This is a genomic window from Pseudomonas sp. FR229a (genome assembly GCF_030209115.1).
GTDB lineage: Bacteria > Pseudomonadota > Gammaproteobacteria > Pseudomonadales > Pseudomonadaceae > Aquipseudomonas > Aquipseudomonas moraviensis_A.
Map to the genome: position 1 here is coordinate 166,392 of NZ_JARVSP010000020.1, position 16,230 is coordinate 182,621.

Annotated in this window: 13 protein-coding genes and 1 tRNA gene; 9 read left to right on the plus strand and 5 right to left on the minus strand. The window is 59.5% G+C overall.

Translation table 11 applies throughout. The features are described 5' to 3' along the window. Window positions 1-740 precede the first annotated feature (740 nt). A tRNA-OTHER gene (locus QRN33_RS15815) sits at window positions 741-818 on the plus strand. Window positions 819-976: 158 nt separating this feature from the next. Next, on the plus strand, window positions 977-1,105 hold the full coding sequence (locus tag QRN33_RS15820; protein ID WP_256590071.1) for a hypothetical protein: 129 nt from the start codon (window positions 977-979) through the stop codon (window positions 1,103-1,105). A gap of 37 nt (window positions 1,106-1,142) precedes the next feature. Here the strand turns inward: QRN33_RS15820 and QRN33_RS15825 are convergent, their stop codons facing one another. The 5 genes from QRN33_RS15825 to QRN33_RS15845 form a co-directional block, all read right to left on the minus strand. After that, a complete protein-coding gene (locus tag QRN33_RS15825) occupies window positions 1,143-2,591 on the minus strand; it encodes an MFS transporter (protein ID WP_350310282.1) in 1,449 nt (482 codons plus the stop codon). A 130-nt stretch (window positions 2,592-2,721) separates the two neighbouring features. Further along, window positions 2,722-3,873, minus strand: coding sequence for an MFS transporter (locus QRN33_RS15830; protein ID WP_285409325.1), 1,152 nt, complete (start codon window positions 3,871-3,873; stop codon window positions 2,722-2,724). A gap of 15 nt (window positions 3,874-3,888) precedes the next feature. Beyond that, window positions 3,889-5,124 (minus strand): aromatic ring-hydroxylating oxygenase subunit alpha, encoded by a 1,236-nt coding sequence (locus tag QRN33_RS15835; protein ID WP_285409326.1) that lies wholly within the window; start codon window positions 5,122-5,124, stop codon window positions 3,889-3,891. Window positions 5,125-5,279: 155 nt separating this feature from the next. Then, window positions 5,280-6,626, minus strand: coding sequence for an MmgE/PrpD family protein (locus tag QRN33_RS15840; RefSeq protein ID WP_285409327.1), 1,347 nt, complete (start codon window positions 6,624-6,626; stop codon window positions 5,280-5,282). A 140-nt stretch (window positions 6,627-6,766) separates the two neighbouring features. Continuing rightward, window positions 6,767-7,726 (minus strand): LysR family transcriptional regulator, encoded by a 960-nt coding sequence (locus tag QRN33_RS15845; protein WP_042610383.1) that lies wholly within the window; start codon window positions 7,724-7,726, stop codon window positions 6,767-6,769. A gap of 369 nt (window positions 7,727-8,095) precedes the next feature. Between QRN33_RS15845 and QRN33_RS15850 the strand changes: the two genes are divergently transcribed. The 7 genes from QRN33_RS15850 (at window position 8,096) to QRN33_RS15880 (ending at window position 16,220) form a co-directional block, all read left to right on the plus strand. Beyond that, on the plus strand, window positions 8,096-9,130 hold the full coding sequence (locus tag QRN33_RS15850; RefSeq protein ID WP_064361750.1) for a quaternary amine ABC transporter ATP-binding protein: 1,035 nt from the start codon (window positions 8,096-8,098) through the stop codon (window positions 9,128-9,130). Between the two features lie 51 nt (window positions 9,131-9,181). Next, a complete protein-coding gene (proW, locus tag QRN33_RS15855; RefSeq protein WP_116657354.1) occupies window positions 9,182-10,135 on the plus strand; it encodes a glycine betaine/L-proline ABC transporter permease ProW in 954 nt (317 codons plus the stop codon). Between the two features lie 42 nt (window positions 10,136-10,177). After that, window positions 10,178-11,188 (plus strand): glycine betaine/L-proline ABC transporter substrate-binding protein ProX, encoded by a 1,011-nt coding sequence (proX, locus tag QRN33_RS15860; RefSeq protein ID WP_042610386.1) that lies wholly within the window; start codon window positions 10,178-10,180, stop codon window positions 11,186-11,188. Window positions 11,189-11,274: 86 nt separating this feature from the next. Beyond that, the gene (locus tag QRN33_RS15865; protein ID WP_285409328.1) at window positions 11,275-12,336 is read left to right on the plus strand and encodes a GlxA family transcriptional regulator; all 1,062 of its coding nucleotides are present in this window, start codon (window positions 11,275-11,277) and stop codon (window positions 12,334-12,336) included. A gap of 125 nt (window positions 12,337-12,461) precedes the next feature. Beyond that, window positions 12,462-13,778 carry an NAD(P)/FAD-dependent oxidoreductase gene (locus tag QRN33_RS15870; RefSeq protein WP_285409329.1) on the plus strand — a complete coding sequence of 439 codons (1,317 nt, stop codon included), beginning with the start codon at window positions 12,462-12,464 and terminating at the stop codon, window positions 13,776-13,778. Window positions 13,779-13,825: 47 nt separating this feature from the next. Beyond that, the gene (locus QRN33_RS15875; protein WP_285409330.1) at window positions 13,826-14,728 is read left to right on the plus strand and encodes a dihydrodipicolinate synthase family protein; all 903 of its coding nucleotides are present in this window, start codon (window positions 13,826-13,828) and stop codon (window positions 14,726-14,728) included. Between the two features lies 1 nt (window position 14,729). After that, on the plus strand, window positions 14,730-16,220 hold the full coding sequence (locus QRN33_RS15880; protein WP_285409331.1) for an aldehyde dehydrogenase: 1,491 nt from the start codon (window positions 14,730-14,732) through the stop codon (window positions 16,218-16,220). The last annotated feature ends 10 nt before the right edge of the window (window positions 16,221-16,230 follow it).

Here is a 16,230-nt window from a genome sequence, read left to right on the forward strand (position 1 = left end):
GGAGACATTTGTGAACCCCTAATTCCACCAATCACTGTGTCGCAATTCCTCCGGTCCCTGGCTATAAGTTCTTGAGGCACACCATCAGGTCGTTCAGGTCTATCTCGCCCCTCAGGTCTCTCCGGTTTGTCAGGAGTTTCGGGGCCCCCACCATTCAAAACCCGATCAGGCCCTAGTATCGCATGCTGATACTTAACATCCATTAACCCCAGCATTACTCTGACGAAACCGACTAGTTCAGATTGAAGAATGGCAGGTTTGGATGATGGGACCTCGGCTTGTAAAAGGTCTTTGTGCCAGCCAAGCTGGATGAGAACGTCAGAAATCTCACGCTCTATTCGCACCCTATCGATAGCTAGCGCGGTGTATCGATCAACAAGCGTTGTATCACCGGTAAATGGTAAGTCAGACATTGCTGAAATTCCTCCTTGCCCCAAAAAAACCACTGCATTGCAGAGTGTTGAATACATAGTAGCCGCTTCGGGACTTAGCGAAAGTTTTTAACAGCGGTTGAGCAGCGGGATAGCGAGCGCAACGGTAGGCATGAAGCAGCGCTTCGGTTGAAGTGTTATGCAAAATCGGCATACTTTAGATCTGGCTTGCGTACTGCAACTAAAAAAGTAGGCTTAAATAAGGCGATTTTTTCTGGTCCGCAATCATTTGAAGGTATGCGGAAACATTGGGCTGCATGGCAGGCTTCTGCGTCTGATTGCGGACCAAAAAAACTATCAGAAGGCGCGGCCCGATTGATTTCCCCTCGGGACTTAAAATCCCCCGCTCGTAAGGGCGTGCCGGTTCGATTCCGGCTTCGGGCACCATCTTTCAACAAAGGCCTGCGAGCGAAAGCGACGCAGGCCTTTGTGCATTTCCGCTTCCCTGTTTTTGCTCTCTCCGCCTCGGGAGCGATGTTCGAAATCCGGAACTGCCAGCCCTTCGCCGATGCCGAAATAGCAACGACAACGACGAGGGCAGACACATGACTGACGAAAAAACCGAAGCGCCGGAAGATCTCCCCGATGAACCGACCCCTGCGCATTCCACTGAAGAAGAGCGCGAGCGCTTGAAAGACTTCAACAAGGACGGGATCCCGCCGGGGAGTTGCTGATCACAAGGAGTCAGGCGTTTCCCCGACGTCTGACTCTTTAACTCCCAGCGGCACTCGACTCGGCCTGCGTCACCAATTCCCCGCTGATCGCATCGACCATGGCCGGATGCTCCTCTGCTGCCACGCGCAAATCCTCGGTGACCCGCAACTCTGCACCCGTCGGCGAAAAAGTCGCTGCCGCTGCGAAGGGGGCAGGGTTGGCCGGCACCGGGCGTTTGCCGCGGCGCCAGAAGAAAAAGCTGACCATGCACAGATTGACCATTGCGAATGCCCAGAACAGGCCGTTGGCGCCGAACGAGTTCATCACCGGCGAGATCATCATCGGGCTGATGGCCGAGCCCAGCGAGTTGATTAGCAGCAAACCCTGAATCATCGGCACCAGCGCTTCGGCGGGGGCGCGGTCGGCGGCGTGGCTGACGGCAACCGGGTACAGCGCGAACACGCCGCCACCGAGCAGAAACAGCATCGCTGCGAGCATGGTCGAGGACAGCGGCATCAGCACGATCACCAGCGATAACGCAGTGCACGCCACCGCCAGCAGGGTCAGCACTTGCAAGCGATCCGTGCGGTCGGACCAGCGGCCGACGGGATACTGCAAAAGCATCGCGCCGAGGATCGTCCAGGCCATCATGCTGCCGACGTCACCGACATCCAGACCGCTGCGTTGCAGATACAGCGGCAGCAAGGTGTAGATCGCCGCGATGGTCACCCCCGAGCCGAAACAGCCGACCAGCCCGGTCGGCGTTACTCCCAGCAGTTGTCGAGGCTTGAGCGGCTCGACCTGATCGAGCAGCGGCGACACCCGTGGCAGGATCACGATTGGCAGCACCGACAGCGCAGCGAGCATGCCGGCGACCATGAACGGCGCGCTGTCGCTCATGCCGGTGATGGTTCCCAGCGTGGCCTGGCCCAAAACGCCGGCGCCATAGAGAACGATCATGTACAGCGCGAGCAAGCGTCCGCGGATCTTCTCGTCACCCGCCAGCAGCAGCCAGCTTTCGATCACCAGAAACACCCCGACCGTGGCCCAGCCATTGATCAGGCGCAGGACGAGCCAGCCCCAAGTGTCATAGAACAAGCCTTGCATCAGGATCGTCACGGCGATCAGCGAGGCGAAGCTGCCGTAGGCGCGAATGTGGCCGATGCGCAGGATCAGCCGGTCATTGAACACCGCGCCCAGCGTCAGGCCCATGAAGTAGGCCGATGAAACGATCCCGATCATTGTCGCCGAGGCACCGGCGGCGTCCAGGCGAAGGGTGGTCAGGGAGGAAAGAAAACCGTTGCCCAGAGCAATAATGAACAGCCCGAGCAGGGGCGCCAGCGCCATGGCCAGCAAACGCGGAGACATAAAAACCTCAAGAAATCGAACAGCGCAACGTGCGCCTCTGCGCGTGCGGTTGCCAGGCTGGAACAGGTGTTGGGCAAGTGTCTGCCGGTCGGGCAGGGTTGTGGTGTCGGACGACATGGCCGGCCCTGCAATTCGCATCTGCGACAAGACAGCCGTATGCAGGAGCGCGCGGGATTCTAAGGCTTGTGCAGGATTTGCCAATAGCTGAAGGCTGCGACGTTAGGACGCAGGCCTCAGAGACTGTCGATCCGCCCCAATGGGCGCCGCGTCAAGCCTTGAGAAACCTCGCGGCGCAACTGACGAACAGCAACAGCAACACCACGCCACCCAGCGCGAAGACCAGCGAACTGAAATGGGCGAGCATGCCGATGAACGCCGGCCCCATCAGAATCCCCGCGTAGCCCATGGAAATGATCGCCGGAATGGCCGTGCGCTGCGGCATGCGCTGTTGCCGACCGGCGGCGCTGAACAATACCGGGACGATGTTCGAGCATCCGGCGCCGACCAGCGCGTAGCCCAGCAATGACGCCGGCCAGCCATCGAACACCAGTGAAACCAGCATGCCGACTGCCGCGCAGATGCCGCCCAGTGTCACCACGCGAATGCCGCCCAGTCGTCTGACAATCGCGTCTCCGGTCAGCCGTCCGAGGGTCATTGCCGCGGCGAAACAGGCGTAGCCCAAACCTGCGTAGCTCGCTGGCATTTCGCGCTGTGAAGCCAGAAACACCGCGCTCCAATCGAGCATTGCGCCTTCGGTGAGGAACACGATGAAGCAGAGGATCCCCAGTAGCAGGACGATTCCGCGCGGAATCGCGAAAATCGGCCCGTCGCGTTCGGTGCCATAAGGCAACAGGTTCGGCGCAGCCTTGTATAGCGAGGCAACGATGATCGCCACCAGGCACAACACCGCCAACAGCGGATCGAGCCCGAGGCTGAGCATCGCCGTCATCGCGCCAGCACCGGCGATCCCGCCCACGCTGTAGAGCCCGTGGAAACCCGATTGCAGGGTTTCGCCGCTGTTCTTTTCGACGATGATCGACTGGATATTGATCGCGCAATCGAGCATGCCCATGCTCGCGCCGAACAACAGCACGGTGAGCGCCAGCCCGGGCAACCACGCCAGATGGCTCAACATCGGCAGCACCGCACACAAGACCAGGGTTGAAGCGATGATCACCGGGCGGCAGCCAAATCGCGCGGTCAGGTAACCGGCGAACGGCATGGCCACGATCGAACCGATGCCAAAACCCAGCAACAACAGGCCCAGACCACCTTCGTCCAGGCCGGTGCGCGCTTTTACCAGCGGAACCAGCGGCGCCCACGCCGACATGACGATGCCTGTGATCAGGAAAACGATCCGCGTGGACGCGCGTTCGCCGTGGTTTTCGCGAATTGCCAGAGACGAGGTGCATCCACTCATGGACAGATGCGCCAATCAACCAACCGACTTCAACGAAATCGGCCCTTTCAGCCGATCCATCATCGTCGCGCAGTACCAGTCATCGAACTGACAGACCCCGGTTTCGGCGGTTTCCGAATACGGGCCGGGTTCGTAGGAAGGCGAGGTCACCCCGCGTTGGGTGCCTTCGACCAGCGTGCGGTCCTGATCGTTGGTGGCAATCCACACTTTGGTCAGGCGCTCGATATCGTAGTCAACGCCTTCCACGGCCGTGTTGTGCACCAGCCATTTGGTGGTGACCAGTGTTTCGGTAGCGCTGATCGGCAGCACACGGAAACTCAGCGCATGGTCGCCGAGGAAATGGTTCCAGGTCGACGGGTAGTGGAAGTACAACAGCGCGCCGATGTCGGCTTCGGAGGTTTTGTCGAGGCGACCATTGACCGCCGGCTTGCCGTCCATGGTGTAGCTGACGGCGCCGGATGAAAGCGGGATGCGGGTCATGCGGAACTGGCCATTGATGTCCATTACCAGACGGCTGGGCAATCCGGCCTTTTCGCACTTGGCCCAGTACGCCGACAGCTCGGGATCATCTTCAGCGCTGATGCCACCGACCGACAGGTTATCGACAAACGAATGCAGGAGTTCTGGGTGTGAGCCGTCGCAGTGATAGCACTCGCGATTGTTTTCAAAAACCAGTTTCCAGTTGCCTTTCTCGATGATGTTCGACTCGAACGCGACTTTGCAGTCCGCAAGGTAGTGCGGCGCGACAAAAGGGCTGACGGCTTTGCGGAAACCTTCGAAGTCCGGCGCCTTGGTCGCCACGCAGACATAAATGTAGGTATCGACGATTTCGCAGTGCACGCTTTTCAGGTTGTATTGGGACTTGTCGAAGTCCTGCCCCATGTTGCCAGCGAACAACAGGTTGCCATCCAGCTCGTAAGTCCACTTGTGATACGGGCAAACCATTTTCGCCACTTTGCCATGGTCGGCCTCACAGATTTTCGCGCCACGGTGCCGGCAGGCGTTGTGAAAAGCCCGAACCTCACCGTCCTTGCCGCGAACGACGGCCACCGGGTAGTCACCAATCTGCAGGGTGAAGTACTGCCCTGATTTGGTGATTTCGAAGGTGTGGCCGGCGAAGATCCAGTCCTTGTGCCAGATCTGCTCAAGATCCTGACGGTAAACGTCCTCACTGCGGTAGAGCGCGCCCGGCAACGAATGCCACGGCTTGCGTTGTGCGATCAGGTCATAAACGCTTTGCTTGTTGTTCATTGTTATCCTCCCAGGACTTCGATCTTGAGCGGTCACCTTTAACCGTGACTTTCTACATAAGCGAACGATAAGCCTCAGCCTATCGGGCGCAGGACAAACGCCACAACCGACATTTGCTGCGGGCAATTAATGATTTGCGGTTATCGATGGACGGTTCACGGTGACGACGGTATCGCTTGAAAAACAGGCTGCAGGGCGGTGATCGCGCAGCGGGCCTGGGCGATGTCCCTGATCGCCGTTTTCACAGCGGTACTGCGCTCATGGCCGAGACCCTGAGCGAACAGATCAAACTTTTGCTGCAGCTCTTCGACGCTCAAAGGCGTGTGCGGATCGCCGCGCGCAGCGGTGATCGGGCTGACCAGCACTTGGCCATTTTTCAAGGTAATGCTCAGCCGCGAGAGGATTTCCTCTGGGAATCGCGCCGAGATATCGGCGGCTTCAACGATTTCGATGCGGGCGCTGAGCGCGAGAATATCCGGCGCAGAAATCGCTGAACCGGTGACTTCCTCAGGGCCGACCTTGCCTCTGACAACCAGCGCTGCCAGCGGAAATGCGAGGGCGTATTGCGCCTGATCGGCGTCCTTCGGCGAATGCCCCTGCAGGCACATCGATTCATAAAACGTTTCCACCCGGATGGTTTCGATCGAATCGGCAGCAAGCAGCGGATGTTGCCGTTGCAGCTCGAGCATCGCCGTCAGCGCTGGTTGCGCCCAGCGGCAGACCGGCCAGGGCTTGAAGTACTGGCTGTCGATTTCCCAACGCTGACCGAGGTCGCGCCAGTGTTCCACGACCGTAACGTCTTCGACCGTTTCCGCCGGCGCCCCGGTGATGCCTTCCATGGCCATGAACAGCGCGTTGAGACCGGCGAATGCGCCTGCGCCGTGGGCATCACGCAGCATCGTCGGCGCCTGCACCACGCGCATCATCGGGCAACGCGCGCTGAAGTATTCGGCAATGCCCAAAGCGTGGCGAAAGGTGGCCTCATCCAGACCCAACAATCGCGCCCCGGCGCAGACCACCCCCAGCGCGGAAAAGCCACCGGAAGCGTGATAGGTGGGCGAGGTCGCCATCAGTGCCGAGCCGGCACGCAGTGCGGTTTCGTAACCAATGCACAGAGCGCTCAGCAGCTCATGCCCAGTGATGGATCGGCCCTGATGATGCAGCGCATCGGCGAGGGCAAGCACGGCGGGTACCACGGTCGCCCCGGCATGGCCCTTGGATTTGAAGTGACCTTCATGGGCATCGAGGCTGTCAGCGCTGAAGCCGCCGGCCCAGGCTGCGCCGAGCACATTGACGCGCTGCCCGGCAAAGATCAGGCGACTGCTGTAGAGACCGGCCGGATAGTGCCGTTCGGCAAACCGGCGCATGGCGACAGTGGTGCCATTGCTCGCCGCGCCGGCCATGACACCGATGATATCCAGCAGACTGTTTTGCACGATGGCGCGGGTTTTCTGCGGAGCGTCGAGAAAATCAAAATCGCGAGAGAATTCGAAGAGTGACATGCAGCAAGCCCTTCCTGTGTGTTGAGCGCGACCGTGCTTGGTCGGCGCCGCTCAACAATGGGTCAGGCGAGGGAGCTGCTCCAGCGACATTTTCGTCGGGCTATTGATAACCAAAACGCCCGGCGCTGGCGCAGCGCAGATCAACGGCGGGGAAACTTCGCCAGAATCCATTCGCGAAAGCGCCGCAATTCATCTTCATTGTCGGAATTTTCCCGGCAGCTCAAGTAGTGCCAACTGTTGCGCAACTGCACCTGTTGCTCGATCGGTCGCACCAGCAGGCCCTGCTGCACCAGCGAGGTGACCAGATGATTCCAGCCGAGCGCGATGCCTTGGTGAGTCAGGACCATGCTGATCAGCAGGTTGTAATCGTTGGCGTTGAAGATCTGCGGACTGTTGGTCGGGCGGTCGTCGATATCGATCGCCTGAAACGCCAGCCACACGCCCCAGTCGACGTGTTCGGCGACCTGCGAGCGGCCGTAAGGGCTGAGGTTGAGCAACGCTGAATCGCGCACGCCCTCGATGGTTGAAATCTCCGGGTGCTGCTCCAGGTACTGCGGCGTGCACACCGGGTAGATCACGTCGTGGCACAGCGGATAGCTTCTATAACCTTCGCGGATCCGCGAAATCTTGGTGATGAAGATGTCCGGCTGCACGCCGGGCTCCATGGTCAGGAAGTTCTGCGTGGTGATCAGATTGAGTTCGATGTCCGGGCACTGAGCGAAGAATTCCTGCAAATGATTCGACAGCCACAATGCAGAAAAGGCCGGTGAGCAGCAGACCGTGAGCACCTTCTTGCTCGACTGGCTGCTGCGGATGCGTTCGGCGGCCTGGGCGATGTTGACGAACGACAATTGCGCGGCGTCGAAGAACACCGCACCGGCGGCGGTCAGTTCTACCGCACGACCCACCCGGGTAAACAGCTGTGCGCCCAGATAGCTTTCCAGCTCACGTATCTGCCGACTGATCGCCGCTTGCGAAACGCACAACGCCTCGGCGGCGCGGGTGAAGCTTTCGTACTTGGCGGCCGCGACAAATGCCTTCACAGCCCGCAAGGACGGCATTTTCAACAGGATGGTGTCAGGGTCGACATGCTTGGTCATTCGTACACTCTCCTAACGATACAGCTCCCCAACGAAGCGCGAGGAGGGTAACGGAACGCTCTCCGCAGGGCCACGCCAGCGTCGCTTTGGGAATCGATCCGGTCGCTCACGGTGCGAAGCCGAAGGATCAGCCATGGCCGACCCTGCAACCGATAACCCGACGTTATCGAATTGTCCCTGTAAATGTAGTTGGATTAAGCGAGGTGATGCTAATAGATTTGCAACATCCCCTCTTTCCTGGGCACCCAAAAATAATAAAAGGAAACCCGTCGTGAAGACATTTATTGATTACCGCTGCCGTTCAAACATGGTTTCACTCAATTGCTCGTCGTTTAAAGCGATCGAAGTGCGACACGAAGGAGGCATGGTATGACAAGTTCCGACGAGATCATCTGCGTAAAGAATGTTTTCAAAGTCTTCGGCAATCAGCCAGCGCTGGCCATGAAGATGATTGAAGAGGGCGCCTCGAAAGCTGAAGTATTCAAAAAGACCGGTCAGGCAATTGGTGTATTCGACGCCAACTTTTCCGTTCGCCGAGGCGAAATCTTCGTGATCATGGGTTTGTCCGGCTCCGGCAAATCGACCATGGTCCGCCTGTTCAACCGGTTGATCGAACCGACCTCCGGCAAGATCTTCCTTAACGGCAAGGAAATCACCGGTCTGGCCGACAAGGATCTGCTGCAAGTCCGCCGCAAGGACATGGGCATGGTCTTCCAGTCGTTCGCCCTGATGCCGCACATGAGCGTGATCGACAACGTCAGTTTCGGTCTGGAAATCAGCGGCGTCAGCGAGAAAGAACGCTACTGCCGGGCCATGGGCGCACTCGAGCAGGTCGGGCTTTCCGGCCAGGAACTCAGCTTCCCCCATCAACTCTCCGGCGGCATGCAGCAGCGCGTCGGCCTGGCCCGCGCACTGGCCAATGACCCCGCCATTCTGCTGATGGACGAAGCTTTTTCCGCACTCGACCCGATGATTCGCAGCGAGATGCAGGGCGAATTGATCAAGCTTCAGGCCGAGCAGGATCGCACGATCATTTTCATCTCCCACGACATTGAAGAAGCGGTGCGCATCGGCCATCGCATCGCGATCATGGAGGGCGGGCGCGTGGTGCAGATCGGCACGCCGCGTGAACTGCTGTGCAATCCGGTGAATAAATATGTGAGGGACTTCTTCAATGGTTTCGACACCAGTCGAATATTGAAGGCCGGCGATATCGCTCAGCAGGATTCGAATGTTGTTTATTTGCCGGGCAGCCAAGTAACCATCAAGGCTGAAGCCTCATTGCGCGACATCTTTCATATAGTCGCAGCTTCGGCAACGCCAATGCCGGTAGTGGATGAAGTTGGACTTTATAAAGGTTCGATTTCCCAGGGGCATTTACTGAGCTGCCTGAGTAACAGCTGAACTCCGAACAGTCAGAATTGATAAAGCAGTTTCTGCGGGCGAGGTAGCACCATGTCAGATTTCAATATTCTGGATCCTTTCCAGAGCATCAATATTCCCTTCGGTGCGTGGGTCGAAACCGCGCTCAAATACCTGGTCGGTAACTTTCGCGAAGTATTCCGCTCGATTCGCTGGCCGGTCGACCAGGTTCTCGACGGCGTGCAGTGGAGCCTGCTGTCGGTGCCGCCGACGGTGTTCATCATCATTGCCGGGCTGATCAGTTGGCAGATCGGCGGTAAACGCATCGCTCTTTTCAGCGTCGCCACGCTCACTGGCCTCGGACTGATCGGCGTGTGGAATGACGCCATGGTCACTCTGGCTCTGGTGCTGACCTCGCTGTTGTTCTGCGCGGTCATCGGCATCCCGCTGGGCATCCTCTGTGCGCGCAGTGATCGCACGGAAATGATCATCCGCCCGGTACTCGACGCCATGCAGACGTTGCCGGCATTCGTCTATCTGGTGCCAGTGGTCATGCTCTTCGGCATCGGCAACGTCCCCGGGGTGATCGTCACCATCATCTTCTCGGTCGCGCCACTGGTGCGCCTGACCAACCTTGGTATCCGCCAGGTGCCCGCCGACAAAGTCGAAGCGGCGAGGGCCTTCGGCTGCACGGCTACGCAGATGCTGCTGAAGGTGCAATTGCCACTGGCGGCGCCAACGATGATGGCCGGGCTCAACCAGACGCTGATGTTGTCGCTGTCGATGGTGGTGGTCGCCTCGATGATCTCGGTGGGCGGTCTCGGCTTGATGGTGTTGAGCGGCATCGGTCGCCTCGACATGGGCCTGGCCAGTGTCGGCGGCGCCGGGTTGGTGTTGCTGGCGGTGTTCCTCGATCGATTGACCCAGGCCATGGGTGAACGCAGCAGTGACCTGGCCACCGGTCAGCGCTGGTATGAGAGCGGCCCGGTGGGGCTGCTGATGAAACTGAAGAAAAAGAAGACCGTTGCACGTCCCGTGACCAATTGAGTTTGCCTGCTCACCCATAAACACTTTCAAGCGTGGTGAAACATGAAACTGACAACTCTCAAGAAAAGCCTGATGGCGTCGCTGTTCGCTACATTGCTGTGCTCGGCGGTCCACGCGGCAGATGCCAACAAACCGGGCGCCGGTGTGTCGATCACGCCGATTTTCCCGAGCATCGCCGAAGAGCGTTTCCGCGGTGAGGTCGTGCTCGCCGGACTCAAGGAATTGGGCTACGACGTCAAAGCACCGAAAGAAGTCGATTACCCAGCGATGTTTCTCGCGCTGTCCTACGGCGATGCGGATTTCACCGTGCATGAATGGGAAAATCTGCACCAGGCGTTTTATGAAAAGGCCGGCGGCGACGATGTGATGGTAAAAGTCGGGCAGGTCATGAAAGGTGTGCTGCAGGGCTACATGATCGACAAGAAGACCGCCGACGCCTACCAGATCAAGGACCTCGCCGATCTGAAGAAACCGGAGATCGCCAAACTGTTCGACAGCAACGGCGATGGCAAGGCCGACCTGACAGGCTGCAACCCGGGCTGGGGCTGCGAAATCATGATCGAGCATCACATGAAAGCCTATGGGCTCGGCCCGACCGTGGTGGATAACCGCGGCTCGTATTTCGCCTTGATGGCCGACACCATCGCGCGCTATCAGCAGGGTAAACCGGTGTTGTTCTTCACCTGGGTGCCGCAGTGGATTGCCGGCGTGCTGGTGGAAGGGCGCGATGTGGTCTGGCTGCCAGTGCCGTTCACCTCGCTGCCGGATGGCAAGGAAAGCAAAGACACCTTCCATGACGGCAAGAACCTCGGGTTCCCGGTGGACACGATCAATGCCGTGATGAACAAGGAGTTCGCCGAGAAGAACCCGGTGGCGCGCAAATTCCTCTCCGAGGTCAGCATCCCTCCCAGCGCGGAAAGCGAGCAGAACCTGCGCATGCAGAAGGGTGAAAAATCCCTCGCCGACATCAAGCGCCACGCCGCGGAATGGATCAAGGCCAATCAGCAGGCTTATGACGGTTGGTTGAGCGACGCACGCGCGGCGGCGAAGTAATCGGTTCGACCACAGTGTGCGGCGGCTCAGCCCGTCGCCCACGTTACGGTCGCAGGTGTCAGTGAACGGCGAGTGAGTGAGCGAAGATGGAAACCTTTCAGAGCCCGTTGAAGCAGCAAAACACCGGCTTTCGCCAGTCCGCATCGGTCTCCGGACAAGCGCGCGTGGTGCGAGTGGCTTTCGTATTGCTGGACCATTTCTCCCTGACGACGCTTTCCACGGCAATGGATGCATTGGCCACTGGCAACCTGATTTGCGGCGAAACGCAGTACCGGATCTCGACCTGGTCGCTTCAGGGCGGATCGGTCGAAAGCGATGTCGGCGTGCCGGTGTCTTCGCAACGACTGGTTGCAGAAGGCTTCAACCATGACGCGGTGATCGTGATCGGCGGTCAGCGCGTCAGGCTGGCAGCGCATCCGCTGCTGCGCCGGGTGCTAAAGAAAACCGCCGGCAAGGGCATCGTCGCCGGATGCTGGAATGCGGCGTTCCATCTGGCGGATGCAGGGTTGCTCGGCGCCGAGGAGTTCGCCTGTCACAGCGACAGTTGCGGTCTGATCGGCGAGTACTTCCCGCAGTTGAAAGCGTCCAGCCGTGAATTCATCTTCGCTCAGCGCCGAGCCACCTGCGCCAACGCTCACTCGGCTCTGGATATGACCCTGGCGATCATGCAGGAACTGGGTTCGCGTAACGATGCGACGCTTTTAGATGAAATCAGAAGGGTGCATCAGCCGGCACAGGGCAAACCTGCGATGACTGCCGACGGTGTTCGGCCTGCAGCGATTCCCAGGCCGCTGAACATCGCCATCGACCTTATGGAAAACAACATCGAGGAGCCGATGGAAATCGATGCCATCGCCAGCCACGTCGGAGTCTCGCGCCGGCAACTGGAGCGGCGGTTCGCGCGCTATCTGAATGCCGCGCCCAATCGCTATTACCTGGAGTTGCGCCTGACCCGGGCGCGGCAATTGATTGTGCAAAGTGATCGCTCGATGACCGATGTGGCACTGGCGACCGGATTTGTCAGTTATCCGCACTTCTACAAGCGCTTCAAGGATCTGTTCGGCTTACCGCCGATGACGTTCAGGGATTACTACTACGCCGGCGACGCTGCCAGCAGCGGGCGTTATGCCGTAGCCGCCAACTACTGAATAACGCGCGCGAACTGACTGTTTGCGCCAGTAACGGTTTTTATCAGTTCCGGATCAACGCCACTGCGTGCGTTCGCTTTGTGCCGCGTGCGTTTTGCAACTTCAACGATTAACGGTTCAACACTATGAAAGTCAGTTCATTACCCGCCGACGATGACAGTTGTGGCTGGTTTCATCTGAGCAAACCGCGCAGCCCCGAGCCTGTGCACCGTGGGCAGCGTTCGGCGCGGTGGGTGATCATCGGCGCCGGCTTCACCGGACTCGCCTGCGCGCGGCAACTGGCGTTGAATTTTCCCGACGACGAAGTGGTATTGGTCGAAGCGCAGGAAGTTGGATTGGGCCCCTCGGGACGCAATGCCGGTTTCGCCATTGATCTGCCCCACGATATTGGCGCCGATGATTACATCGGTGACATCGCACTGGCCCGGACCAGTCTGAAACTCAATCTGGCCGGCCAATCGATCCTGCGGGATCTGGTCGATCAATACCGCATCGACTGCCAGATGAAGGCGTGCGGCAAATATCAGGCAGCCGTGGAGAATCGCGGTATCGCCGTACTCGATGCCTACCGCCGCGGTCTGGAAAAGCTCGACCAGCCGTTTCAAATGATCGACGCCGATGAATTGCCAGAACATCTCGGTACGCATTTCTATCGCAAGGCGCTGTTCACGCCGGGCGCGGTGTTGCTGCAGCCATCCGGGCTGGTCAAAGGCCTGGCCGATAATCTGCCGGCCAATGTCACGCTGTATGAGCGCACGCCAATTCTCGAAGTGGAGTACGGCGCGAAGACCGTGCTCAGACATGCCCACGGCAGCATCACGGCCGACAAACTGATTCTGGCGAACAACTCGTTCGGCATGCGTTTCGGTTTCCTGCAGGGACGCATGTTGCCGATCTACACCTACGCCAGCATCACCCGGCAGTTGACCGAGGAAGAGCAGGCGCGCCTGGGCGGCAAACCGTTCTGGGGCGCCATTCCGGCAGACCCGTTCGGCACCACGGTACGCCGCACGCCGGACAACCGCTTGCTGATCCGCAACAGTTTCACCTTCAACCCCGACGGCCGCAGCAACCGCAAATACAACGAGCGTTTCGTGCGTCGGCACAAAGCCTCGTTCGACCAGCGTTTTCCGATGCTGCCTGACGTTACGTTTGACTACACCTGGGGCGGCGCGCTGGCCATGTCGCGCAATCACAACGGCTTCTTCGGTGAGCTCGCGCCCAACGTCTATGGCGCGCTGGGCTGCAACGGCCTCGGCGTCACCCGCGGCACCGTCACCGGTAAGTTGCTGGCCGACTGGCTGGCCGGCCAGCGCGACGGACTGATCGATTTCCTCTTGCAGACGCCCGGCCCCAACAGCAACCCGCCTGAACCGTTCCTCTCGCTCGGGGTGAACATGAACCTCAAGTGGGGGCAGTACCGCGCCGGCAGAGAAAGCTGAAACACCTGAAGCCCGAATCCTGAATATTGAACCCTGGAGAAAACGCGATGAACTTTGATGGAATCTTTACCCCGGCCATTACCCCGTTGTCCGCCGATGGTCAGATCGACTATGCGGCGTTCTCCGAGGTGATCGAATACCTGATCGAGTCCGGGGTGCACGGCATCGTGATCGGCGGTTCGACCGGTGAGTATTACGCGCATACCGCAGAGGAGCGCGTCACCGTGGCCCAACGCGCGAAAGAGGTGATTCGCGGGCGCCTGCCACTGGTGGTCGGTACCGGCGGCATCCGTACCGAGGATTCGGTGTACTTCGCCGAGCAGGCCAAGGCATTGCAAGCAGACGCGATCCTGGTCGGCTCACCGCCCTATGCCTTGCCGACCCAGAAGGAGATCGCCGCCCACGTGCTCGCCGTGGACAAGGCTGGCGGTCTGCCGATCATGCTTTACAACTATCCGTCGCGGATGGGCGTCGCGATGGGCGATGAATTCTTCGCTGCCATTGCCGATTGCAAAAACATCACCGCGATCAAGGAAAGCTCGGGCGAAACCAGCCGCCTGCATCGTCTGGCTCACTCGCACCCCGATATCCAATTGTCCTGCGGCTGGGATGATCAGGCGCTGGAGTTCTTTGCCTGGGGCGCGCGCAGCTGGGTCTGCGCCGGTTCCAACTTCATCCCGCGTGAACACATTGCGCTGTACGAAGCCTGTGTTCTGGAGAAGAACTTCGACAAGGGGCGGCGGATCATGTCGGCGATGTTGCCGCTGATGGATGTCCTCGAAAGTGGCAAGTTCGTCCAGTCGATCAAGCATGGCAGCCAACTCAGCGGCCTGCGTGCCGGCGGTGTTCGCGCGCCGCTGCAAGCGCTGGAGCCTGCCGAGAAAGAGCAACTGAAAAGCGTGATTGAAACCCTGCAGAAGAACGTCGCGCGCATCGTCGAGGAGGCTTGAAATGGCAGACCTGCTGAGTAAAGAGCAATACCGTGAACTGGCAGCCAGGCTTGAGTTTCGCCATCAGGCATTCATCAATGGCCGGTTTTGCCCGGCAAAATCCGGCAAGACGTTCACCACGACCAATCCGGCCACCGAGCAGGTGCTGAGCGAGATTGCCGCGTGTGATGCCGAAGATATCGATCAGGCCGTCGCCGCAGCGAAAGCAGCGTTTGATGACGGCCGCTGGCAGTCACTCGCACCCTCGGCACGCAAGTCGGTGTTGCTGCGCTTTGCCCAATTGCTGGAGGACAACGCCCATGAACTGGCGGTGCTGGAAAGCCTCGACAGCGGCAAGCCGATCCGCGAATGCCAGACCATCGACGTGCCCGAGACCATCCATACCTTGCGCTGGCACGCCGAGCTGATCGACAAGATTTACGACGCCACGGCGCCGGTCGGTTCTGGCGCGGTGACCATGGTCGTGCGTGAGCCGATCGGCGTGGTCGGGCTGGTACTGCCATGGAATTTCCCGCTGCTGATGCTCGCCTGGAAAATCGGCCCGTCGCTGGCCGCAGGCTGTTCGATCGTGGTCAAACCGGCCAAGGAAACCACCCTGAGCACCTTGCGCGTTGCCGAACTGGCGCATCAGGCGGGGATTCCTGCCGGCGTGTTCAACGTCGTCCCCGGCGGCGGTAAGGAGGCCGGCGAGCCGTTGGGTCGGCACCCCGACGTGGCGATGGTCAGCTTCACCGGCTCGACCGACACCGGGCGGCTGTTCCTCAAATATTCCAGCGAATCCAACCTCAAGCGCATCGTGCTGGAGTGCGGAGGCAAGAACCCGGCGGTGGTGATGAATGATGTCGAAGACATCGACGTCGTCGCGCAGCATGTGGTCAATGGCGCGTTCTGGAACATGGGCGAAAACTGCTCGGCCTCGTCGCGGCTGATCGTTCACGCCGAGATCAAGGAGGAACTCTTGCAGCGCGTGCAGGTGCACCTCGGCGACTGGAAAATGGGCGACCCCCTTGATCCTGAGAACCGCTTGGGTTCGATGATCAGCAAGGCGCATTTCGACAAGGTGCGTTCGTATCTTGATATTGCCCGCGATGAAAACCTCAACGTGCTGGCGGGCGGCCAGACCCGCAACGATATTTTCGTCGAGCCGACCATCGTCGATGGCGTCAGCCGTCACAGTCGCCTGTTCCAGGAGGAAATCTTCGGTCCGGTGCTGAGCGTCACGACTTTTCAGACCGTCGATGAAGCCATCGCGCTGGCCAACGACACGGCTTATGGATTGGCCGCTTCGGCGTATACCGGCAACCTGCGCCACGCGCTGAAGCTGTCGCGCGGCATTCGCGCGGGGATCGTCACGGTCAATTGCTTCGGCGAGGGCGATGCTTCGACGCCGTTCGGCGGCTACAAGGAATCGGGTTTCGGCGGCCGCGACAAGTCGATCTGGGCGCACGACCAATACACTGAACTGAAAACCATCTGGATCGACGCGTCGTAATTGGCGTTTA

What these genes read in the sequence shown, in the direction of transcription:
- QRN33_RS15820 (WP_256590071.1), top strand. Translation starts at nt 977, where the DNA reads ATGACTGACGAAAAAACCGAAGCGCCGGAAGATCTCCCCGATGAACCG.
- QRN33_RS15825 (WP_350310282.1), bottom strand. Translation starts at nt 2,591, where the DNA reads ATGCGAATTGCAGGGCCGGCCATGTCGTCCGACACCACAACCCTGCCC.
- QRN33_RS15830 (WP_285409325.1), bottom strand. Translation starts at nt 3,873, where the DNA reads ATGAGTGGATGCACCTCGTCTCTGGCAATTCGCGAAAACCACGGCGAA.
- QRN33_RS15835 (WP_285409326.1), bottom strand. Translation starts at nt 5,124, where the DNA reads ATGAACAACAAGCAAAGCGTTTATGACCTGATCGCACAACGCAAGCCG.
- QRN33_RS15840 (WP_285409327.1), bottom strand. Translation starts at nt 6,626, where the DNA reads ATGTCACTCTTCGAATTCTCTCGCGATTTTGATTTTCTCGACGCTCCG.
- QRN33_RS15845 (WP_042610383.1), bottom strand. Translation starts at nt 7,726, where the DNA reads ATGACCAAGCATGTCGACCCTGACACCATCCTGTTGAAAATGCCGTCC.
- QRN33_RS15850 (WP_064361750.1), top strand. Translation starts at nt 8,096, where the DNA reads ATGACAAGTTCCGACGAGATCATCTGCGTAAAGAATGTTTTCAAAGTC.
- proW (WP_116657354.1), top strand. Translation starts at nt 9,182, where the DNA reads ATGTCAGATTTCAATATTCTGGATCCTTTCCAGAGCATCAATATTCCC.
- proX (WP_042610386.1), top strand. Translation starts at nt 10,178, where the DNA reads ATGAAACTGACAACTCTCAAGAAAAGCCTGATGGCGTCGCTGTTCGCT.
- QRN33_RS15865 (WP_285409328.1), top strand. Translation starts at nt 11,275, where the DNA reads ATGGAAACCTTTCAGAGCCCGTTGAAGCAGCAAAACACCGGCTTTCGC.
- QRN33_RS15870 (WP_285409329.1), top strand. Translation starts at nt 12,462, where the DNA reads ATGAAAGTCAGTTCATTACCCGCCGACGATGACAGTTGTGGCTGGTTT.
- QRN33_RS15875 (WP_285409330.1), top strand. Translation starts at nt 13,826, where the DNA reads ATGAACTTTGATGGAATCTTTACCCCGGCCATTACCCCGTTGTCCGCC.
- QRN33_RS15880 (WP_285409331.1), top strand. Translation starts at nt 14,730, where the DNA reads ATGGCAGACCTGCTGAGTAAAGAGCAATACCGTGAACTGGCAGCCAGG.